Origin of the sequence: Chryseobacterium sp. MMS23-Vi53 (assembly GCF_047651245.1) — a bacterium.
In the GTDB taxonomy this organism is placed as follows: Bacteria; Bacteroidota; Bacteroidia; order Flavobacteriales; family Weeksellaceae; genus Chryseobacterium.
Window position 1 is genome coordinate 2102675 of sequence record NZ_CP180265.1, and the last position, 17101, is coordinate 2119775.

General features: G+C 33.8%; 18 protein-coding genes. 11 read left to right on the forward strand and 7 right to left on the reverse strand.

Going from position 1 to position 17101, the window contains the following annotated elements:
- Nucleotides 1-9: 9 nt before the first annotated feature.
- Nucleotides 10-636, forward strand: a complete 627-nt coding sequence (locus ACKX2A_RS09255) for a deoxyuridine 5'-triphosphate nucleotidohydrolase (protein WP_415329068.1) — start codon at nucleotides 10-12, stop codon at nucleotides 634-636.
- Here the strand turns inward: ACKX2A_RS09255 and ACKX2A_RS09260 are convergent.
- The 6 genes from ACKX2A_RS09260 to ACKX2A_RS09285 all read right to left on the reverse strand — a co-directional run bounded on the left by ACKX2A_RS09260 (nucleotide 628) and on the right by ACKX2A_RS09285 (nucleotide 5365).
- Nucleotides 628-1857, reverse strand: a complete 1230-nt coding sequence (locus ACKX2A_RS09260; protein WP_415329070.1) for a 3-deoxy-D-manno-octulosonic acid transferase — start codon at nucleotides 1855-1857, stop codon at nucleotides 628-630. The genes ACKX2A_RS09255 and ACKX2A_RS09260 overlap by 9 nt on opposite strands.
- Before the next feature lie 12 nt (nucleotides 1858-1869).
- Complete coding sequence (locus ACKX2A_RS09265) at nucleotides 1870-2208, reverse strand: cupin domain-containing protein (protein ID WP_415329071.1); 339 nt, start codon at nucleotides 2206-2208, stop codon at nucleotides 1870-1872.
- Complete coding sequence (locus ACKX2A_RS09270) at nucleotides 2205-2672, reverse strand: DUF1648 domain-containing protein (protein ID WP_415329073.1); 468 nt, start codon at nucleotides 2670-2672, stop codon at nucleotides 2205-2207. Before ACKX2A_RS09270 ends, ACKX2A_RS09265 begins: the two co-directional genes overlap by 4 nt.
- 18 nt (nucleotides 2673-2690) lie before the next feature.
- Nucleotides 2691-3407, reverse strand: a complete 717-nt coding sequence (locus ACKX2A_RS09275) for an NlpC/P60 family protein (protein WP_415329075.1) — start codon at nucleotides 3405-3407, stop codon at nucleotides 2691-2693.
- Between the two features lie 79 nt (nucleotides 3408-3486).
- Nucleotides 3487-4134 carry an O-methyltransferase gene (locus ACKX2A_RS09280; RefSeq protein WP_415329077.1) on the reverse strand — a complete coding sequence of 216 codons (648 nt, stop codon included), beginning with the start codon at nucleotides 4132-4134 and terminating at the stop codon, nucleotides 3487-3489.
- A gap of 397 nt (nucleotides 4135-4531) precedes the next feature.
- On the reverse strand, nucleotides 4532-5365 hold the full coding sequence (locus ACKX2A_RS09285) for an OmpA family protein (RefSeq protein ID WP_415329078.1): 834 nt from the start codon (nucleotides 5363-5365) through the stop codon (nucleotides 4532-4534).
- An 86-nt stretch (nucleotides 5366-5451) separates the two neighbouring features.
- On the opposite strand from ACKX2A_RS09285, the gene tilS reads away from it, so the two are divergent.
- From tilS to ACKX2A_RS09325, 8 genes are all read left to right on the forward strand, one after another.
- Nucleotides 5452-6801 carry a tRNA lysidine(34) synthetase TilS gene (gene tilS, locus ACKX2A_RS09290; protein ID WP_415329080.1) on the forward strand — a complete coding sequence of 450 codons (1350 nt, stop codon included), beginning with the start codon at nucleotides 5452-5454 and terminating at the stop codon, nucleotides 6799-6801.
- Between the two features lies 1 nt (nucleotide 6802).
- Nucleotides 6803-8881: a cytochrome c biogenesis protein CcdA gene (locus tag ACKX2A_RS09295; RefSeq protein ID WP_415329443.1), complete on the forward strand. Its 2079-nt coding sequence runs from the start codon at nucleotides 6803-6805 to the stop codon at nucleotides 8879-8881.
- Nucleotides 8882-8963: 82 nt separating this feature from the next.
- On the forward strand, nucleotides 8964-10493 hold the full coding sequence (locus ACKX2A_RS09300; protein WP_415329081.1) for a T9SS type A sorting domain-containing protein: 1530 nt from the start codon (nucleotides 8964-8966) through the stop codon (nucleotides 10491-10493).
- Between the two features lie 424 nt (nucleotides 10494-10917).
- Nucleotides 10918-11448, forward strand: a complete 531-nt coding sequence (locus ACKX2A_RS09305) for an ExbD/TolR family protein (protein ID WP_415329083.1) — start codon at nucleotides 10918-10920, stop codon at nucleotides 11446-11448.
- 63 nt (nucleotides 11449-11511) lie between these two features.
- Nucleotides 11512-12021 (forward strand): hypothetical protein, encoded by a 510-nt coding sequence (locus tag ACKX2A_RS09310; protein ID WP_415329084.1) that lies wholly within the window; start codon nucleotides 11512-11514, stop codon nucleotides 12019-12021.
- A gap of 10 nt (nucleotides 12022-12031) precedes the next feature.
- Nucleotides 12032-12814, forward strand: coding sequence for an alpha/beta fold hydrolase (locus ACKX2A_RS09315; RefSeq protein WP_415329086.1), 783 nt, complete (start codon nucleotides 12032-12034; stop codon nucleotides 12812-12814).
- A gap of 9 nt (nucleotides 12815-12823) precedes the next feature.
- Nucleotides 12824-13651, forward strand: a complete 828-nt coding sequence (locus tag ACKX2A_RS09320; protein WP_415329088.1) for a hypothetical protein — start codon at nucleotides 12824-12826, stop codon at nucleotides 13649-13651.
- 49 nt (nucleotides 13652-13700) lie between these two features.
- Nucleotides 13701-14498 carry a patatin-like phospholipase family protein gene (locus tag ACKX2A_RS09325; RefSeq protein ID WP_415329090.1) on the forward strand — a complete coding sequence of 266 codons (798 nt, stop codon included), beginning with the start codon at nucleotides 13701-13703 and terminating at the stop codon, nucleotides 14496-14498.
- A 228-nt stretch (nucleotides 14499-14726) separates the two neighbouring features.
- Here the strand turns inward: ACKX2A_RS09325 and ACKX2A_RS09330 are convergent, their stop codons facing one another.
- Nucleotides 14727-15734, reverse strand: coding sequence for a DHH family phosphoesterase (locus ACKX2A_RS09330; RefSeq protein WP_415329444.1), 1008 nt, complete (start codon nucleotides 15732-15734; stop codon nucleotides 14727-14729).
- Nucleotides 15735-15971: 237 nt separating this feature from the next.
- On the opposite strand from ACKX2A_RS09330, the gene rpmH reads away from it, so the two are divergent.
- Complete coding sequence (gene rpmH / locus ACKX2A_RS09335) at nucleotides 15972-16130, forward strand: 50S ribosomal protein L34 (RefSeq protein WP_007843334.1); 159 nt, start codon at nucleotides 15972-15974, stop codon at nucleotides 16128-16130.
- Between the two features lie 154 nt (nucleotides 16131-16284).
- Nucleotides 16285-16995 carry a cell division ATP-binding protein FtsE gene (locus ACKX2A_RS09340; protein WP_415329091.1) on the forward strand — a complete coding sequence of 237 codons (711 nt, stop codon included), beginning with the start codon at nucleotides 16285-16287 and terminating at the stop codon, nucleotides 16993-16995.
- Nucleotides 16996-17101: the final 106 nt, after the last annotated feature.

Consider the following 17101-nt stretch of genomic DNA (forward strand, 5'->3'; position numbering starts at 1 on the left):
ATTTAAATTATGGAATATTCAAAAGAGTTTAAAGCCGCCCTAAGCGCATTTTCCAATATAGAAAAAGATCGTCTTATTTTCAGACTTCTGAAAAAGGATAAACTGCTTTCTAAAAAACTTTATTTTGAGCTGATTGATCCCGAAACAACCGACAACAAGCGAGATGCGATGGAAGAAATTGTATCCGAAAAAGTTCTACTTGCCTCAAAATATATCAGTAATCAAAAATATTTTTTGGGAATTATTCGAAAAATAAGTGCCGAAATTACCGAGCATGTGAAAATTACAACCGATAAATTCGGAGAGGTTTCACTTAATTTATTGTTGATTAATAAGATTTTAGAATATAACGAAGATCTTAGTCGACAAAGATTTGACAATGTTTACAAACTTTACATTTATATCATTAATAAAACTACAAAAGCATTAATTCTTACCCAAAAACTAGACGTAGATTATTGGATGGAAATTGATGAACATTTAGATAGCCTAAAGGAAAAAATTCAGCAAAATCATTATTTATCGAAGCTTTTCACCAACAATGGAATCGATCTTAATTGGCTGACAAGTGATAAAATTCCACAAAATTTTGATCAGGTCGTTAAAGACATTAAAAATCAGGGATTTTTACGATAGAATTTTTTTGATAATTAATTCCGTAGAATTCGGCTTATCTGAAACAAATTTCTCTGCATTCTCGGACATTGCCTGAAGCGAATCTTCATTATTAATTAAAAACATCACAAAATCAGCAGCTAAACCTGTATTTTCAAAAGATCGTCCTCCATCAACAGAAATCAACTCATCTGCTTCCGGATTTTTCCTGTAATGATTTCCAAAAATTACCGGAACACCACAAGTTGCCGCTTCCAAAATATTGTGCAGTCCCGCATCATGGAAGCCACCGCCGACAACAGCAATATCTGCATAAGAATATAATTTTGAAAGCAAACCAATGCTGTCAATTATTAAAATGCTGGACTGAAAATTTTTAACAGAATCTTTGATTTCGCTATATAGAATAGCATCGGTAAATATCTGTTTTAAATGTTGAACCCTCTTCAAATCATGTGGTGCAATAATCAGTTTCGCGTAAGGATTTCCCTGCGAAACCTCTGAAGCTATTTTCTCTTCCGCCTGCCAGGAACTTCCAAAAACAACCGTTTTATCTTCGCCTATAAAATCTTTGATAAAGTCTACGTGGTTGTTGCGGTTTCTCAATTGTTTCACCCTGTCAAACCTAGTATCTCCTGTAACAGAAGATTTCGACAATCCAACGCTTTTTGCCAACGCAAAAGACATATCTGTCTGATGAAAAAACCAGTCGATATTTTTTTGCAACTGCTTTACAAACCATTTTCCGTACGAAGTAAAGAATGACTGGCTTTCGTAAAATAAAGCAGAAATCACATAGGTTTTTACTCCTTTATTTTTTAATTCCTGCAACAGATTATACCAATAATCATACTTCACCGTAAAAAATAGTTGAACATTAAACTGAGCAATAAATTCTTTAACATCAGACTTTCTATCGAACGGCAAATAACAGACTATATCTGCAATATTTTTTTTCTTCACAACGTTATCATATCCCGATGGAGAAAAGAAAGTCACCAAAATTTTATGATCCGAAAACTGATTTTTCAATTGTTCTAAAACCGGCAATCCCTGCTCATATTCTCCCAAACTTGCAGCGTGCATCCAAATCACTTTATCTGACTTTGAAAATCCTGATTTCACTTTTTGCAGAGATTCTTTTCTGCCTTCAACGCCTTTTTTAGTTTTATCATTAAACAACGAAAAAACCTTCATTCCGAAGATCAGCAAATGGATAAATATGTTGTAAAGAAAAGCCATCTTAACTAAGTTTTAAACTTCAATTCTATCATTATTCGTTGAAGGATTTGAAATGACTAAAAATTCCAAATCGTTTTCAGATTCATTAGAAATATAATGTTTTGATTTCGGTAAAACAGAAATACTTTCACCTGGTTTTAATGAAAATTTTTCATCATCAATGTAGAAAACAGCTTCACCTTTTAAAACGTAAAAAAACTGTTCTGCACTATTGTGAAAATGTAACTTTTCAGCGGTTCCCGAAGGCATTACTTCCTGTTTAATCGAAAGGTTTTGAGAATCCTTCAGAATCCAGCTATCACAGCCGTTTCCCCAAATATAATGCTCGGAATTATTTTTAGATTTTATCATTTGAAAAGACCTACAAAAATGAATAAAATAATCAAACTTCCAATGACAGACATGATTGATGTAGACATCGCAACTTTAGGCTTTGCATTTTCATCAAACGAATATCTGAACATATAATCCTGACTGTTTAAAAATATGAGTGATATCAATAAAAACAACCATCTTATGAAAATTTTCATGATGAGAAATTGCGCTTCCTCATTTTCTGCTGTAATTTTTACAGGATAGTTGGAAGATTCCGGAGTTCTAACAATATAGGCAAATAAAAAGTACAGCGCTACCAACATAACCGGCATTAAAAATGCATATTTTTTACTTCCGAAATTATCCGCCTTTCCGTCAAAGTCAAAATGAATAGGAATTGTTTGGGGTAAAGTTTTATAATGTTTAACAGTAAACCACCATAAAAAGATAAGCAATCCGAAATTTAAAACATCAAAAATTATAAATAAAATATTTTCCATTTCAGATTAATCTTAACATTACAAAATGCTTTTTATCACTCTAAGTTTATGCGTATGCTTATTCATTTCTTTATTGAAAATCCCTGTAGAATCAAGCGTATCGATTCTCACTTTTCCGGAAGCATGAATAATTCTCTGATTGTCCAGCATAATTCCTACATGAACAATTTTCCCTTCAGGATTTTCAAAAAATGCCAGATCTCCAGGCTGACTTTCCTCAACAAAAGTTAACGATTCACCGACTTCTACCTGTTGCGAAGCATCTCTTGGTAATTTTATATCATGAATTTTATAAACCAACTGTGTAAAACCCGAACAGTCAACCGCAAAAAAGCTTTTACCACCCCATAAATACGGTACATTGATAAATTCTCTAGCCGTCAAAGCAATACTTTCCCGTACATCGTGACTTCTTCTTGATGCAACCACAGGAAACTCTACTTCCGACCCCATCGAAAGCAACGTTTTTCCGTCATTCATCAAAACTGACGAAAAATCTTCAGTTACGACCGTAACTTTTCGTTTTGCCAGATCTTCGTCTGTTACAGGTCTCAATTGTTTTGTGTCCATCCATCCTTCATAGCCGTCGTAGTGCATTTTTATCTTGGTCCAGTTTTTATTGACTTCCAAAATATCTGCACTTTCGCCAAACAATATTTCCGTAACAATTTCCGCTCTGTCAGACCCTTCTGCACGAACGGGCGCTACTGTAACAATACAGATTCCTTTATTCATTAACTTATATTAAAGGTTTAGATTGAGGTTCAGGCTGATAAATTTTGCAATAAATCTTAACCTTAAACTCAGCCTTATTCTATTTTCTGCGTAAAAAATTTACACCGTCTCGCAAAGGTAAAATAAGATTTTCAAAATCGTCATCTTTTGCGATCAAATCATTGAGTTCTTTGATAACCTGTGTAGATTTTTGCTTCGGATTTTCTTCAAGAACTTTCCCATACCAAAGCACATTATCAAACATCACAACCGATCCTGATTTTGTTCTTGGCTTGATTAATCTGAAGTATTCCGCATAATTTTCTTTATCTGCATCAATAAAAACAAGATCAAAAATTTCTTCGGTTTCTCTTAAAAACTCTTTTGCATCCTGAAGTCTAAAATCAATCTGAACTGAATATTCACTTTCTGCAAAATATTTTTTTGGTAAATAAGCTAAATCTTCATTCACATCCAGTGTTATAATTTTTCCATCTTTTGCCATGCCTGTTGTAAGGCAAAGTGTGGCATATCCTGTAAAAGTTCCGATTTCAAGAATATTTTTCGGCTTCATCATTTGAGAAATTATAGTTAATAATCTCCCTTGCTGATAACCAGAAATCATGTGTGGCTGCGTGGTTTTCTGGTATGTTTCCCTTCTCAGTTTTCTCAGAATTTCAGGCTCTGAGGAAGCGTGTGTTTCCAGATACCTGTCCATTTCAGGATTCTTTTCTTCAAAAAAGCTCATTCTACAAATTTTAGTTCGTTCAAATTTACTTAAATATAAACAAAAAGCATGAACAATCCTAAAGATTCTGAGACATGGGAAAATCCCCATATCAATTACCGTAAAAACACGGATGTTTTTATATCATAATAACTCTACCTTTGCAGAGAAGGGTAAGAACACTAAGAGAAATAAAATGAATGTAGAGGAAAAACAAACTAACCAAGAGAATCAGAAGGCCGCTATACAGAAACGTAAAGCGGATTCTTCGTTGAAAAAAACTAAGCCGGAAATATCCAATTCATTTTTTCAGCGAATTATTTCATTATTGAAAAAAGAAGAATTAATTTGATTAAAAAATAAATCCCGAATTGCTTCGGGATTTATTTTTTATTGATTGAATGACTGTATTCTTGAATTATTTCTTTGGCGCGATATCCATCAGTTTCATAAATTCATCCAGCTTAGGCATAATGATGATTTCTGTTCTTCTGTTTTCCGCTCTTCCTGAAACGCTCATATTTGTCGCTTTAGGATTATACTCAGAACGTCCACCTGCCGTAATTCTTGCAGGATCTACACCAAATTGAGTCTGTAAAACTTTAGCAACCGCAGTACCTCTCAAAGCAGAAAGATCCCAGTTGTCTTTTGGTAAATTTGCAGAAGCCAATGGTGAGTTATCTGTGTTACCCTCGATCAATACAGAATATTTGTCGTAATCGTTGATTACTTTAGCAACTTTTCCCAGCACTTCCTGAGCAGCCGGTAAAACGTTGTAATCTCCCACTTTGTATAACATTTTGTCTGAAAGTGAAATCATTACCACTCCTTTCAATACTTTTACCTGAACATCTGCATCAGTTACATTATCCAAAGATCTTTTTAATTTGTTTGATAATGCTAAATTTAAACTATCGTTTTTAGCATTGTTTGAAATCAATTGCTTGATGTAAGAATTGGACGCATTGATCTCCCCTACTAATTTATCAATATTTGCAGAGCTTTTTCCTGTATTTGACAAACAAGCATCAAGTGAAGATTTTAAAGCATCATGTTGGCTTTTTAGTAAATTATTTTCACTTGCTAAAGCAGAATTCTGAGACTTCAGATCCTGAATTTCTCTTTGTCTTTCCCCTACGTTTTCAATACACTGCTTGTAATTCGAGCTTAGCGCATCATACTGCTTTTTGCTGATACAAGACGTAAGTCCCAATACCATCGCAGAGACTGCTAAGATTTTAAAAATTTTCATAAATAATCATTTTTAGACGAACCAAAGGTAGAAAATTCATTTTAATTATATGAATTATCTTTGTATAAAAGAAATTCTTCACATAGATGCCCGGAAAACTAAATTTAAAAAAACAATTGAAAAATCTCGTTCATTCACCGGGAAGCCACAGCTATCTTCTGGCCGTGAGTGGCGGTGCAGACTCCATGGTTTTAATGCATCTGTTTAATGAGTTACGCGATTCGGGATACAGTTTTCAGGTTGCTCATATTAATTATAAACTTCGTGGTGAAGATTCTGATCTCGATCAAAAGGTCGTACAGGATTTCTGTGAAAAAAATCATATTAAATTTCATTTATATGAAGTTTCTGATAAAGACAAAAAGCCTGAAAATTCAGTTCAGCTTTGGGCTAGAGAATTGAGATATTCTTTTTTTAAACAAATTCAAAAAGAGGAAAATCTGGAATTTTTGGTAACCGCACATCATTTGAATGATCAACTGGAAACGTTTATCATTAACCTTTCTAAAGCGTCGGGAATCAATGGTTTGAGTGGAATCCCTGCAAATAACAACAATATTTTGCGACCACTTTTAGACTTCACAAAAGAAGAAATTTACACCTTCGCAAAAGAAAATAACATTCAATACCGCGAAGATATTTCCAATAAAAAAAATGATTATCTGAGAAATAAAATCAGAAATGAAATTGTTCCTAAATTATTGGAAACAAACGAAAATTTTTTAAATAATTTTAAAAAGAGCAGTTCTTATCTCAATCAGACCAAAGATTTTGTTCAACAGCAAATTCAGGAAATAGAAAATCGCATCACAATATTTAACAAGTACCACAAAATTTTATCCAAAGAAAAGCTCAGTCAGGAAAGCGATTTTGTGAAGTTTGAGATTTTAAAAAAGTATGGCTTTAATCAGGAAGAAGAAATTTCGAAAATTTTTAAAGCTGAAAATGGAAGTACATTTTTTTCAAAAGATTATCAATTGACGGTTAATTATGATGAATTGATTTTGAGTGGGAAGATGGAAGATAGAGGATGGAAGTTTAATAATGATGGGGAAAAATTGGATGAAGTTTTTTTAATTGAAAAATTTGACTTTTCAGAAAACCAAATTACCATCAATCTCGAAAATATAATAGGAGAAATCGACGAAATCAATAAAAGTCTCGAATGGGATTTTGATGCCCAGAAACTCCACTATCCACTGCGGTTGAGAAGACAACAGGACGGTGATGAATTTTATCCGTCAGGTTTTTCGGGGAAAAAGAAAGTTTCTAAGTTTTTTAGGGACGAAAAATTATCTATTTTAGCGAGGCAAAAAATATGGATATTAACTGATAGTGAAAATTCCGTTCTTGGGGTTGTTCCTTTCAGACAAGATAGACGATATGCGAGGGATGAGAAGTCAAGTAAAATTCTCAAAATTATTAATGAAAAGTAAGATGAAATTTAGAAACTGGTTTTTATTAATTCTGCTGTTTTTAGCGACAGGAATTAATGCACAAATCAAAAATCCTGTAAAATTTAAATTTACAATCAACGAATTAGGCGACAATCAATACGAAGCTGTATTGAATGCAACCATGGAAAGCGGTTGGCATATTTATTCCAAAGATATTCCGGAAGATACAGGAATTCCGACCGAATATAAAGTTTCAGGAAAAAATATCGAATTGATTGGGAAATTTACCGAAGTTGGTAAAAAGCACGAAGAATTTTCTGAAGCTTTTGGTGGAAAGATTATTTTTTATTCCAATTCGGCAGGTTTTAAACAAAAATTTAAACTAAAAGACGGAACAAAACCGGGAGATGTTGTTGCTGAAATTACATATCAGACTTGTGATGACAGAGTTTGTCTTGCACCGAATACATTAGAATTCAACAAGCAGGTTACTCCAAAAGGTGCAACTGAAGAAACAAAAACAGATGACAAACCAGAAACGGCTAAAGATTCTGCCATAGTTCCGGCTACGACTGAAACTGTTGTTGAAAACCCCGCAAAAGGAGAAATCACCGTAACTGAAACGGCAAAACTAGATCCGAAAAATTTAAAAATTGCATCGATTGATTTCCAAAAACCTTTAACGGACTGCGGAACAGGATCTTCAAAAATTGATGAAAATTATTGGACTTATCTTTTATTAGGATTTATCGGAGGTTTAATCGCATTATTGACTCCATGCGTTTTCCCGATGATTCCGTTGACAGTTTCGTTTTTTACAAAAGGAAATAAAAACCCGGCAAAAGGAAAAAGAGATGCATTAATTTATGGATTTTTCATCCTTTTAATTTTTGTTTTATTAAGTGTTCCTTTCCATTTAATTGATGGAATTGCAGGAAATATTTTTAACCAGATTTCTACCAATGTCTGGCTGAATATCGCTTTCTTCATCATCTTTATTTTCTTTGCTGGAAGCTTTTTTGGATATTACGATATCACTTTGCCTAGCTCAATTGCCAATAAATCTTCAAAGGCGGAAGAAGCAGGTGGAATTATCGGTATTTTCTTCATGGCACTGACTTTGGTGATCGTTTCTTTCTCTTGTACAGGTCCTATTTTGGGAAGCTTATTGGGAAGCGCAATTACAGGTTCGGCAAACGTTCCGATGTTGTTGACATTTGCTTTGGCTGGTTTCGGATTGGCTTGGGCGATTGTTTTCGGATTGCTGGCTTTATTTCCGCAAGCATTGCAAAGTCTTCCAAAATCAGGAGGCTGGATGAATACAGTGAAAGTAGTTCTAGGTTTCGTGGAACTGGCTTTAGCATTAAAATTCTTATCAAAAGCAGATTTAGTTTCTAAAACTTTTTTAATTAAAAGAGAACTTTTCATCGGAATCTGGATCGTGGTTGCGATAGGTTTGGCGATATATTTATTTGGATTAATTAAGTTCCCGCATGATGATAAAAAACCGAAAATCTCAATTGCAAGAAAACTTTTAGGAGTTTTAGGAATTGGTTTTGTAGTATATTTGGTTCAAGGATTAATGCCATCCGATCGTCCGAAACTACAATTATTAAGCGGAATCTTACCTCCATTAAATGTAAGTTATTTCCATGACGAAAAAGATGGAATTTTGGGAATGCATCCAGAACATGATTTCTTTAAAGCTATTGAAATAGCGAAAAAAGAAAACAAGCCCATCTTAATTGACTTCACAGGCTATGGTTGTGAAAACTGTCGAAAAATGGAGGAATTTGTTTGGAGTGAACCGGATATTTTACCGATCCTTCAAAACGATGTTGTTTTGGCTTCTCTTTATGTAGATGACAAAGAAGAGCTTCCTGAAGATCAGAAAACAAAAATCGATTTGGGTGATGGACAAGTGAAAAAAGTAAAGACAATCGGTGACAGATGGAGCTTGTTCCAACAGGTTAATTTTAATAATAATTCTCAACCTCATTATGTTTTATTAACACCGGATGGAAAAGTAATCAATACTCCGGTTTCAGGGTATATGGAAAAAGAAAAATTTAAAAAATTCCTGGAATGTGGTGTAGATTATTTTAAAAAGAATAAATAAAAATTCAAAAAATTATAAAAAAACTCATACTGAAAGGTGTGAGTTTTTTATGACTGACTAAAAAATATTTAATTAAATAACCATGAAAAAATTTTTACTGGCGAAAGCATTTTTAATTTCGCTTGGAAGTTCATTACTATTCGCTCAAGGACCTTCCATTGAGTGGCAAAAAAGAATAGGAGGAAGTAATACCGATGGAGCCAGCGACTTACAAAAAACTTCCGACGGAGGATATATTATTGCAGGAAATACTTTTTCTTCTAATGGAGATGTTACGACGAATCATGGAGGAAATGATGTATGGATCGTAAAAATGTCGGCATTAGGAAATATTCAGTGGCAGAAATCATATGGAGGAAGTAGCACAGAAGCAGCTAACTCAATTCAACAAACCGCTGACGGTGGGTATATTGTTGCAGGTTCAACAAGTTCTGTAGATGGTGACGTTTCAGGTTATCATGGAGGGGTATCTGACATTTGGGTTATAAAGCTCGATCAATCTGGAAATATTCAATGGCAGAAAACATACGGAGGAAGTAGCACAGAAGGTGTAAGTGAAATAAGACAAACTACCGACGGTGGATATATTATTGCCGGAAGAACCCTTTCTTTAAACGGCGATGTCACCATCACATATGGAGGTGGCGACGGGTGGATCATAAAAACAGATGCTTCCGGAAATATTCAATGGCAAAAAACGTATGGTGGAAGCAGTACAGATAATATTTCATCTATTCAGCAAACCAGCGATGGAGGTTATATTGCCTGTGGAAATACTATTTCTACCAATGGGCAGATTACCCAATCATTTGGAGGTGGCGATTATTGGGTTATAAAACTCGATCAATCAGGTTTTATTCAATGGCAAAAATCTTATGGCGGAAGTGCAACTGAAAATCCATCAAAGATCCTGCAAACTACAGACAACGGATATATTATTGCCGGGCATTCGCAATCCACAAATGGACAGATTACAGGTAACCATGGAGGATACGATGCATGGATCGTAAAAATAGATGCTACAGGAAATATCCTATGGCAAAAATCCTATGGAGGAGCTAATAATGACTATTGCTACGATATCTGCCAAACTTCAGACGGAGGTTATGCAGTATTAGGAATTTGGGGTACTATGATAAGCCCTACTACCGAACGTCATGACTATTGGATTACAAAAATAACTTCAACGGGTGATGTTCAATGGCAGGAAACATTCGGAGGAGCGCAAGATGATATTGCAAGAGCTGTTCATCAAACTTCGGACAACGGATATATTATTGCAGGGAGTACACAATCCTTCACAACAGACAATAATGATGATGCCTGGATTATAAAGCTAAATTCATCAACTCTAAATACATCAGAAAAAGAATTATCTGCTAAACTTACGGTATATCCGAATCCTGCAAAAGATTTTGTTAATTTAAAAAATATTCCTGCAGAATCGGTTGTCAGTATTATCGATATATCAGGAAAAAAATTATCCGGTCAGAAATATAACGAGAAAAATATTACCATAAATACGTCTCAGCTTATAGAAGGAACTTACATTATTCGAGTAGAGAATAAAGGAAAAACCGTTCTTTCTGAAAAACTGATAATCAAGAAATAAATATTCAATATTAAAATATCAAAAAGCCTTATGAAAATAAAACTTCACGAGGCTTTTTTTATGCTTTGATTTTAAATCAAGTCCATCACAACAAAAAAAATCATTGAAAATCAATCAATTATAATTTAATTAAATATTTATCCTAAAACCCATGCAAGATTTCTGAAAAACAGGATTTATATAGATAATTATTAAATCCGGCAAAATTCAATCTTTGACTAATAGTCGCCCTATCAACGTTTTTTGTGGATAGGGCTTTTTTAATGCATTGATTTTAAACCTTTTTAAATTTAAACCAATAATTAAAATGTTAAATTAATATCATTTTCAAATTTTAGGTATAAACTTTGTATAGTTTCCAACAAATAAATAGTGAATTTTCACTTTTCATGAATACCGTTTAACATTTTAAAAACTATTAATTATGGCTGAAGTAATTGCACAAGAGAAGCAAGGAGGAAGCAAACAAAGAAAAAAACTCATCAGAGTAGACATGACTCCAATGGTAGACTTAGGATTTTTATTGATCACATTCTTTATGTTTACCACAAACTTTACAAAACCCAATGTGATGGATTTAGGATTGCCGGCGAAAGATCACAATCCACATCCAATAATTGATGATGCAGTAATAAACACAAAAAATCAAGTGACATTCATCTTAGGTAAGGATAATAGAGTATTTTATCATCAACAATCTGCGGAAGATCTAAATCAAAATAATTTAAAAGAAACCAGCTTTAGTGGAATTAATATTTCAAAAGTTATTTCTGAAGCTTATAATAACGCTGCTGCAAAAGATAAGTTTACAATCATTATAAAACCAACAGATGATGCAAATTATAAAAACTTTGTAGATGTTCTGGATAATATCGCCATTTCCAAAAAAGAACGATACGGAGTTACCGACATCAAACCTTGGGAAAAGAAAGTTTACGAAGAATTAACTAAATAAATCATAAAGGGCATTTTCAAAATGCTCTTTTTTATTTACTTTTGAGTATAATTTTATTCATTAATGAAAAACTTTTTAACCGCTTTTGCTGTTACAGCTTTGCTTATTTCCTGCTCTAAAAAGGAAACGACTTCTACATCAACACAGACAGACAGTACGAAAATCGTTGATTCCATCAATGCCGCGAGAACAAAAATAAATGATAGCATTAAGTCTAAAAATCATTTTAAAGATTTTAACGGAATCCATAAATTCACACACAATTCGATTAACAATTCAGGATCTGTTGTATTCAAAAAAATTGAAGGAGAAAGAGATCATTACGATGTTTCAGGAAGTATTAAATCCGGTAAAAATACAGTAGAAATTAAAGGGTTTATGGCTGTAGTTTCCGACAAGCATATGAATTTTACAGGAGAAATTACAGAAAGTATTTCTGCCAACGACAACGGAAAACTTTATACAAGAAATGGAACAAAAACCTTCATGTCCAAAGACGGCGGAAAATCGTACAGACTTCAGGATATGGTAAATGGTTCGGGATTTGTTGAATATATTGATATCCACTTTTAATTTTAAAATCATGTTAAACTTCGAGAAAAAAGGAACCGGAAAGGAAACTTTGGTTCTGCTCCACGGCTTTATGGAGAATCTTTCCATCTGGAGCGATATGGAACCGCATCTTTCTGAAAATTTTTCATTGTTGAAAATCGATCTTCCGGGTCACGGACAGTCGGATATTATCGCGGAAGTTCAAACAATGGATTTGATAGCAGAAGAAGTAAAAAAAGTTTTAGACGACCAAAAACTAGAGAAAGTTCATTTGTTAGGACACTCAATGGGAGGCTATATTTCTCTTGGATTTGCTGAAAAATATCCTGAATACCTGAAAAGCTTAACCTTATTTTTCTCTACTTATTTTCCCGATGATGCCGAGAAAAAAGCGCAACGAATTAAAAGTTACAGAATTATTAAAGACGCTTTCGCGCATTACGTAAGAGCCGGAGTTCCGAATCTTTTCAACCCCAATGAAAGAGATATTCTCGAAGGAAAAATAGAAACCGCTTTGGAAGTTGCCCTTTCCACCAACAATCTTGGAGCTTTAGCTTCAGTAAAAGGAATGGTAGAAAGAACCGATAAAAAGCATATTTTGGAAAATCTGGATGCCAAAATTTTAGTCATTGCCGGAAAACACGACAATGCTGTGAAAACAGAATTATTGATTAAAAATCTTCCGGATAAAACCAATATCAAATCTTATATTCTCGATTGCGGACACAACGGGCATTGGGAAAAACCGAGCATTTGCGCGGAAATTATTAATACAGAACTTCTTCACAATATGCCAAAACATTTGGTTTTTTAAATTGAATTTATGAAAAACTGGATTTTTTGTGCTTTATTTTTATCTGTTTTAGGCTGTAAAAAAGAAAATACAACTTCAGCGTCTCAACCAAAAGATTCTGCGAAAGTTTTTGTTAAAAATATTAAGGCAGATTCTTCTGCAGCTCCTCAACAAATCAAGGAAGAAATTTTCAATTTCGAGACGGAACTTTGTAACAATAAAGGTCATTTTGATGCCAATAAATACTCAAAAGAAGAATTAGAAGGCACTTTTAAGCTTTGGTTTCACATGCGTGGTACAATGTTGAGTTCACCTTCCGTCTTTAATTTGAACAGTCTTCAAAAAGTAAGAACTGAAAAAGATAAAATTTTATCTCAGCTTGATAAAGATTTCTCTGAAACTAAAAAGATTTTAGAAAATTTAAAAGTGGTAAAAGATCCTTATTGGGAAAATCTCAGAACCAACAAATTGCAAGAATTGAAAGATGAATATGAGCTCAAGAAAACTGAAATTCTGGCATTTTCAGATCCATCTATTTTAATGAATCATAAACTTTCGAAAGGTTGCGAAAATTACGCTAAAGCTTTAAATTCCAACAATGCTTACATGGTAGAAACATGGAGAAAACTTCGTGAGGAAATGAGCAAAAGAAACAGCGATCCGCAAAGAATTATGAGCGAGTTTGAAAGCCATTTAAATTCATCCGACAAAAACGATTATGCCACTATTGATCTCATTACTTTCGGTTGGGGGAACTGCGTGAATGATAAAATCGGCAAAGATGCAGCTGATGAAAATATGTATAAAAAATTTGAATCACTTTTCATTAAAATAGATTCAGAATGCGACGAACCTTAGTAAAATTTTCTCGAAAAAACTTGTATCTTAGTAAAGCATAACAATCTGAATGGGGATTTTCAATTTCAAAAAAAAGAAACCAATCATCGGCCTGACTCTTTCAGGCGGAGGAATGCGCGGAATCGCCCACATTGCTGTTTTAAAGGCTCTTGAAGAATATAATTTAAAACCGGATATTATTTCCGGAACCAGCGCAGGGTCGATCGTTGGAGCTTTTTATTCTTTCGGAAAATCTCCCGATGAAATGATGGAAATTGTAAGACAAACCACATTTTTTTCGAGATCGTTTTTAAAGCTTTCCAAAAATGGAATTTTCAGTTCGAAATTTATTGTTAAATTATTTACCGATCATTTTCCTGAAGATGATTTTAAAATTTTAAAAATTCCGGTTTACGTTGCTGCCACAGAAATGACTCATGGAATTGTAGATTTCTTTTCGGAAGGCGAACTTTTCGCACCATTACTTGCTTCTTCGAGCGTTCCTTTTATTCTGCCACCTGTAAGAATGGGTGAAAAAATTTATGTTGATGGCGGAGTTTTAGACAATTTACCGATCGAGCCGATAGTGGATAAATGTGATTTTTTAATTGCTTCTCATGTAAACTCCATCAGCTTCGACAGCCTTGAAAACATGAGCTTAATGAAAGAATTTGACAGAATTTTACACCTAGCCATCGCAAAATCTGTCTATTCTAAAGTAAAATCGTGTGATATTTTCTTAGATCCTCCAAAGATGACGAAATTCAGTTTATTTAATAAAAAATTTCTGGATACGATGTTTCAGGAAGTTTACGAATATACCTGCAAAGAGTTGGAAAACAAAGGATATTCGCGATTTGCGTTGTAGAGTTTTTGCGTTTGAGAGTTGGAATGTATTAGTGTTTGAGTGTTTTTTGTGTCATTACCAAAAACGAAGCAATCTCTTCTCTTTTTGTATAAACATACAGTTTGTCATTCCGTGAGAATCTTAACAGTATTATTCATAAAACTTTTATGTAGATTCTTCTCGTTTCGTTCTGAATGACAACCAAATACTATTACCTCAAACTAATCTGAATCTTAGCTTCAACCTAAATTACAGACTTTCCTCCCCTTCTATCTTAGTTTTAAAAGTCTCAATAGTTCCTTGTAGCGTTTCAAAAGATTTTCCGCCGGCTGCATTGATGTGCCCTCCTCCATTAAAATATTTTCTTGAAAACTGGTTCACATCCATATCATCTTTACTTCTGAAAGAAATTTTAATAAAATCTTCATATAAATCTTCCATGAAAAATGCTGCCATTTTTACGCCTAAGATACTTAGTCCGTAATTCACGAAACCTTCTGTATCACCTTTTTGGAAGCCATATTCTTTCAATTCGTTTCTTGTAAGATAAAGAACGGCAACCTTACCATCTTTCACCACTTCAATCCTACCTAAAATTAAAGCCAATAATTGAAGACGAGAAACCGTATTTGTATCCCAAGTATTGGAAGTAATCATTGCAGGATCTGCTCCATGCTCGATTAAATTAGCAATGATTCTATGCGTCGTTGCGCTTGTAGAACGGAAACGAAAACCTCCTGTATCGGTCATGACTCCTGTATAAAGGCATTCTGCAATATCCTGATTCACCAAATTTTCGTCACCCATCGCTTCAATAAAATGATAAATCATCTGACAGGTAGCAGGAATGATCGTATCAGAATAAACGAAATCAAACTTTTCCGGCTGTTGATGGTGATCGATAAGAATTTTTTTAGCTTTTGCATTCGTCAGCCAATCTCCCAATAGACCGATTCTTGAAGGAGAATTAAAATCAAGGCAGAAGATAACATCCGCTTCATTTATCAATTCAAAAGCAACTTTTCTTTTGTATTCGGCAATCAGAGCCTTTTTAGATTCCGGCATCCACTTCAGGAATTTAGGAAAATCGTTGGGAACGATAACCTCAGCAAAAATCCCTTTTGCTTTTAAATAATGTTTTAAACCAAGGCTGGAACCAATAGCATCCCCATCCGGATTGTAGTGGGTAAGGATTACAATTTTGTTTTCTGGATTCAGTAATGTATTGATTTCTAAAAGTTCAGCGGGTGTAAACATCATGATGTTTATTTTTTCTTTAAATTTGAGTTTCCAAAGATAGAGCTTTTAAATAAATCATTTAACATTATTTTTGAATATCGCGGAAGTCGTTTTCCCATCGGGCTTTCCAAATATTTAGATAAAAAAACAGATTAAATTTCACAAAAAAAGGTATGGAAAGTTTGCAACCTTTAAAAAAATGCATATATTTGCAACCTGAAAATTAATAGATAATTACGATTTAAACATATAGTAATGAGTAAAAGAACATTCCAGCCATCAGAAAGAAAAAGAAGAAACAAACACGGTTTCAGAGAAAGAATGTCTACGCCAAATGGAAGAAGAGTTTTGGCTGCGAGAAGAGCTAAAGGCAGAAAGAGCTTAACTGTAAGTGCATCACGCGCTAAGAGATAATCTTTTTATTATCATATACAAATCATGCTTGAAAAGAACTTTTTCAGGCATTTTTTGTTGTTAAAATTTACTAAAATTTACCTTCCTTACAGTTCTTTTTACTATTTTTAAAAGTTGAAAAATATTTTTAAAAACAGCACTTTAACATTGAATTATGCCACATACAAATATCGCCGGAGATAATATCATAAGTTTGCAAAACGCAAAGATTGCGCAAAAAAACTTCACTGTTCTTTCTGATGTTAATCTTAACATCAAAAAAGGCAGATTTTGCTATCTTATCGGGAAAACAGGTTCAGGAAAAAGTTCACTTTTAAAGACTTTGTACGGACATATTCCTTTGGCTTCAGGACACGGAGCGGTTGTAGGTTTTGATCTTGAAAAAATGAAAACTTCAGATATCCCGAATCTTAGAAGAAAACTAGGAATTGTTTTCCAGGATTTCCAATTGCTTTCTGACAGAACAGTTGAAAAGAATTTAAGATTCGTTTTGGAAGCAACAGGCTGGAGCGATAAAGTAAAAATAGAAGACCGAATCAACGAGGTTTTGGGAAGCGTAAACATGAAGAGCAAAAAGCACAAAATGCCTCACGAACTTTCTGGTGGAGAGCAACAGCGTGTGGCCATTGCAAGAGCTTTATTAAATCATCCTGACTTAATTTTAGCGGATGAGCCTACAGGAAATCTTGACCCTGAAACTTCCAACGAAATTATGACATTATTGAAGCAGGTTGCCCTTGAAAATGGCGCAGCTGTGGTAATGGCAACTCACGATTATCACATGATCCAGAATTTCCCTGGGGAAGCAATCAGATGTGAGGATGGAAAAGTTTCTGTTTTGGATACTGCGGAATTATTTGAGTAAATAATTTTTAACCATTAAGAACATTTAAGAAGTTAAGTTTCTTTAAGCAAAAATCAAATAGATTTTTAATTTTTAAAGCAAAGCTAGACTTAATATTCTTAATTCC

What these genes read in the sequence shown, in the direction of transcription:
- rpmH (WP_007843334.1), top strand. Translation starts at nt 15,972, where the DNA reads ATGAGTAAAAGAACATTCCAGCCATCAGAAAGAAAAAGAAGAAACAAA.
- ACKX2A_RS09260 (WP_415329070.1), bottom strand. Translation starts at nt 1,857, where the DNA reads ATGGCTTTTCTTTACAACATATTTATCCATTTGCTGATCTTCGGAATG.
- ACKX2A_RS09275 (WP_415329075.1), bottom strand. Translation starts at nt 3,407, where the DNA reads ATGAATAAAGGAATCTGTATTGTTACAGTAGCGCCCGTTCGTGCAGAA.
- ACKX2A_RS09320 (WP_415329088.1), top strand. Translation starts at nt 12,824, where the DNA reads ATGAAAAACTGGATTTTTTGTGCTTTATTTTTATCTGTTTTAGGCTGT.
- ACKX2A_RS09340 (WP_415329091.1), top strand. Translation starts at nt 16,285, where the DNA reads ATGCCACATACAAATATCGCCGGAGATAATATCATAAGTTTGCAAAAC.
- ACKX2A_RS09280 (WP_415329077.1), bottom strand. Translation starts at nt 4,134, where the DNA reads ATGAGCTTTTTTGAAGAAAAGAATCCTGAAATGGACAGGTATCTGGAA.
- ACKX2A_RS09310 (WP_415329084.1), top strand. Translation starts at nt 11,512, where the DNA reads ATGAAAAACTTTTTAACCGCTTTTGCTGTTACAGCTTTGCTTATTTCC.
- ACKX2A_RS09305 (WP_415329083.1), top strand. Translation starts at nt 10,918, where the DNA reads ATGGCTGAAGTAATTGCACAAGAGAAGCAAGGAGGAAGCAAACAAAGA.
- ACKX2A_RS09285 (WP_415329078.1), bottom strand. Translation starts at nt 5,365, where the DNA reads ATGAAAATTTTTAAAATCTTAGCAGTCTCTGCGATGGTATTGGGACTT.
- ACKX2A_RS09295 (WP_415329443.1), top strand. Translation starts at nt 6,803, where the DNA reads ATGAAATTTAGAAACTGGTTTTTATTAATTCTGCTGTTTTTAGCGACA.
- ACKX2A_RS09330 (WP_415329444.1), bottom strand. Translation starts at nt 15,734, where the DNA reads ATGTTTACACCCGCTGAACTTTTAGAAATCAATACATTACTGAATCCA.
- tilS (WP_415329080.1), top strand. Translation starts at nt 5,452, where the DNA reads ATGCCCGGAAAACTAAATTTAAAAAAACAATTGAAAAATCTCGTTCAT.
- ACKX2A_RS09265 (WP_415329071.1), bottom strand. Translation starts at nt 2,208, where the DNA reads ATGATAAAATCTAAAAATAATTCCGAGCATTATATTTGGGGAAACGGC.
- ACKX2A_RS09325 (WP_415329090.1), top strand. Translation starts at nt 13,701, where the DNA reads ATGGGGATTTTCAATTTCAAAAAAAAGAAACCAATCATCGGCCTGACT.
- ACKX2A_RS09255 (WP_415329068.1), top strand. Translation starts at nt 10, where the DNA reads ATGGAATATTCAAAAGAGTTTAAAGCCGCCCTAAGCGCATTTTCCAAT.
- ACKX2A_RS09270 (WP_415329073.1), bottom strand. Translation starts at nt 2,672, where the DNA reads ATGGAAAATATTTTATTTATAATTTTTGATGTTTTAAATTTCGGATTG.
- ACKX2A_RS09300 (WP_415329081.1), top strand. Translation starts at nt 8,964, where the DNA reads ATGAAAAAATTTTTACTGGCGAAAGCATTTTTAATTTCGCTTGGAAGT.
- ACKX2A_RS09315 (WP_415329086.1), top strand. Translation starts at nt 12,032, where the DNA reads ATGTTAAACTTCGAGAAAAAAGGAACCGGAAAGGAAACTTTGGTTCTG.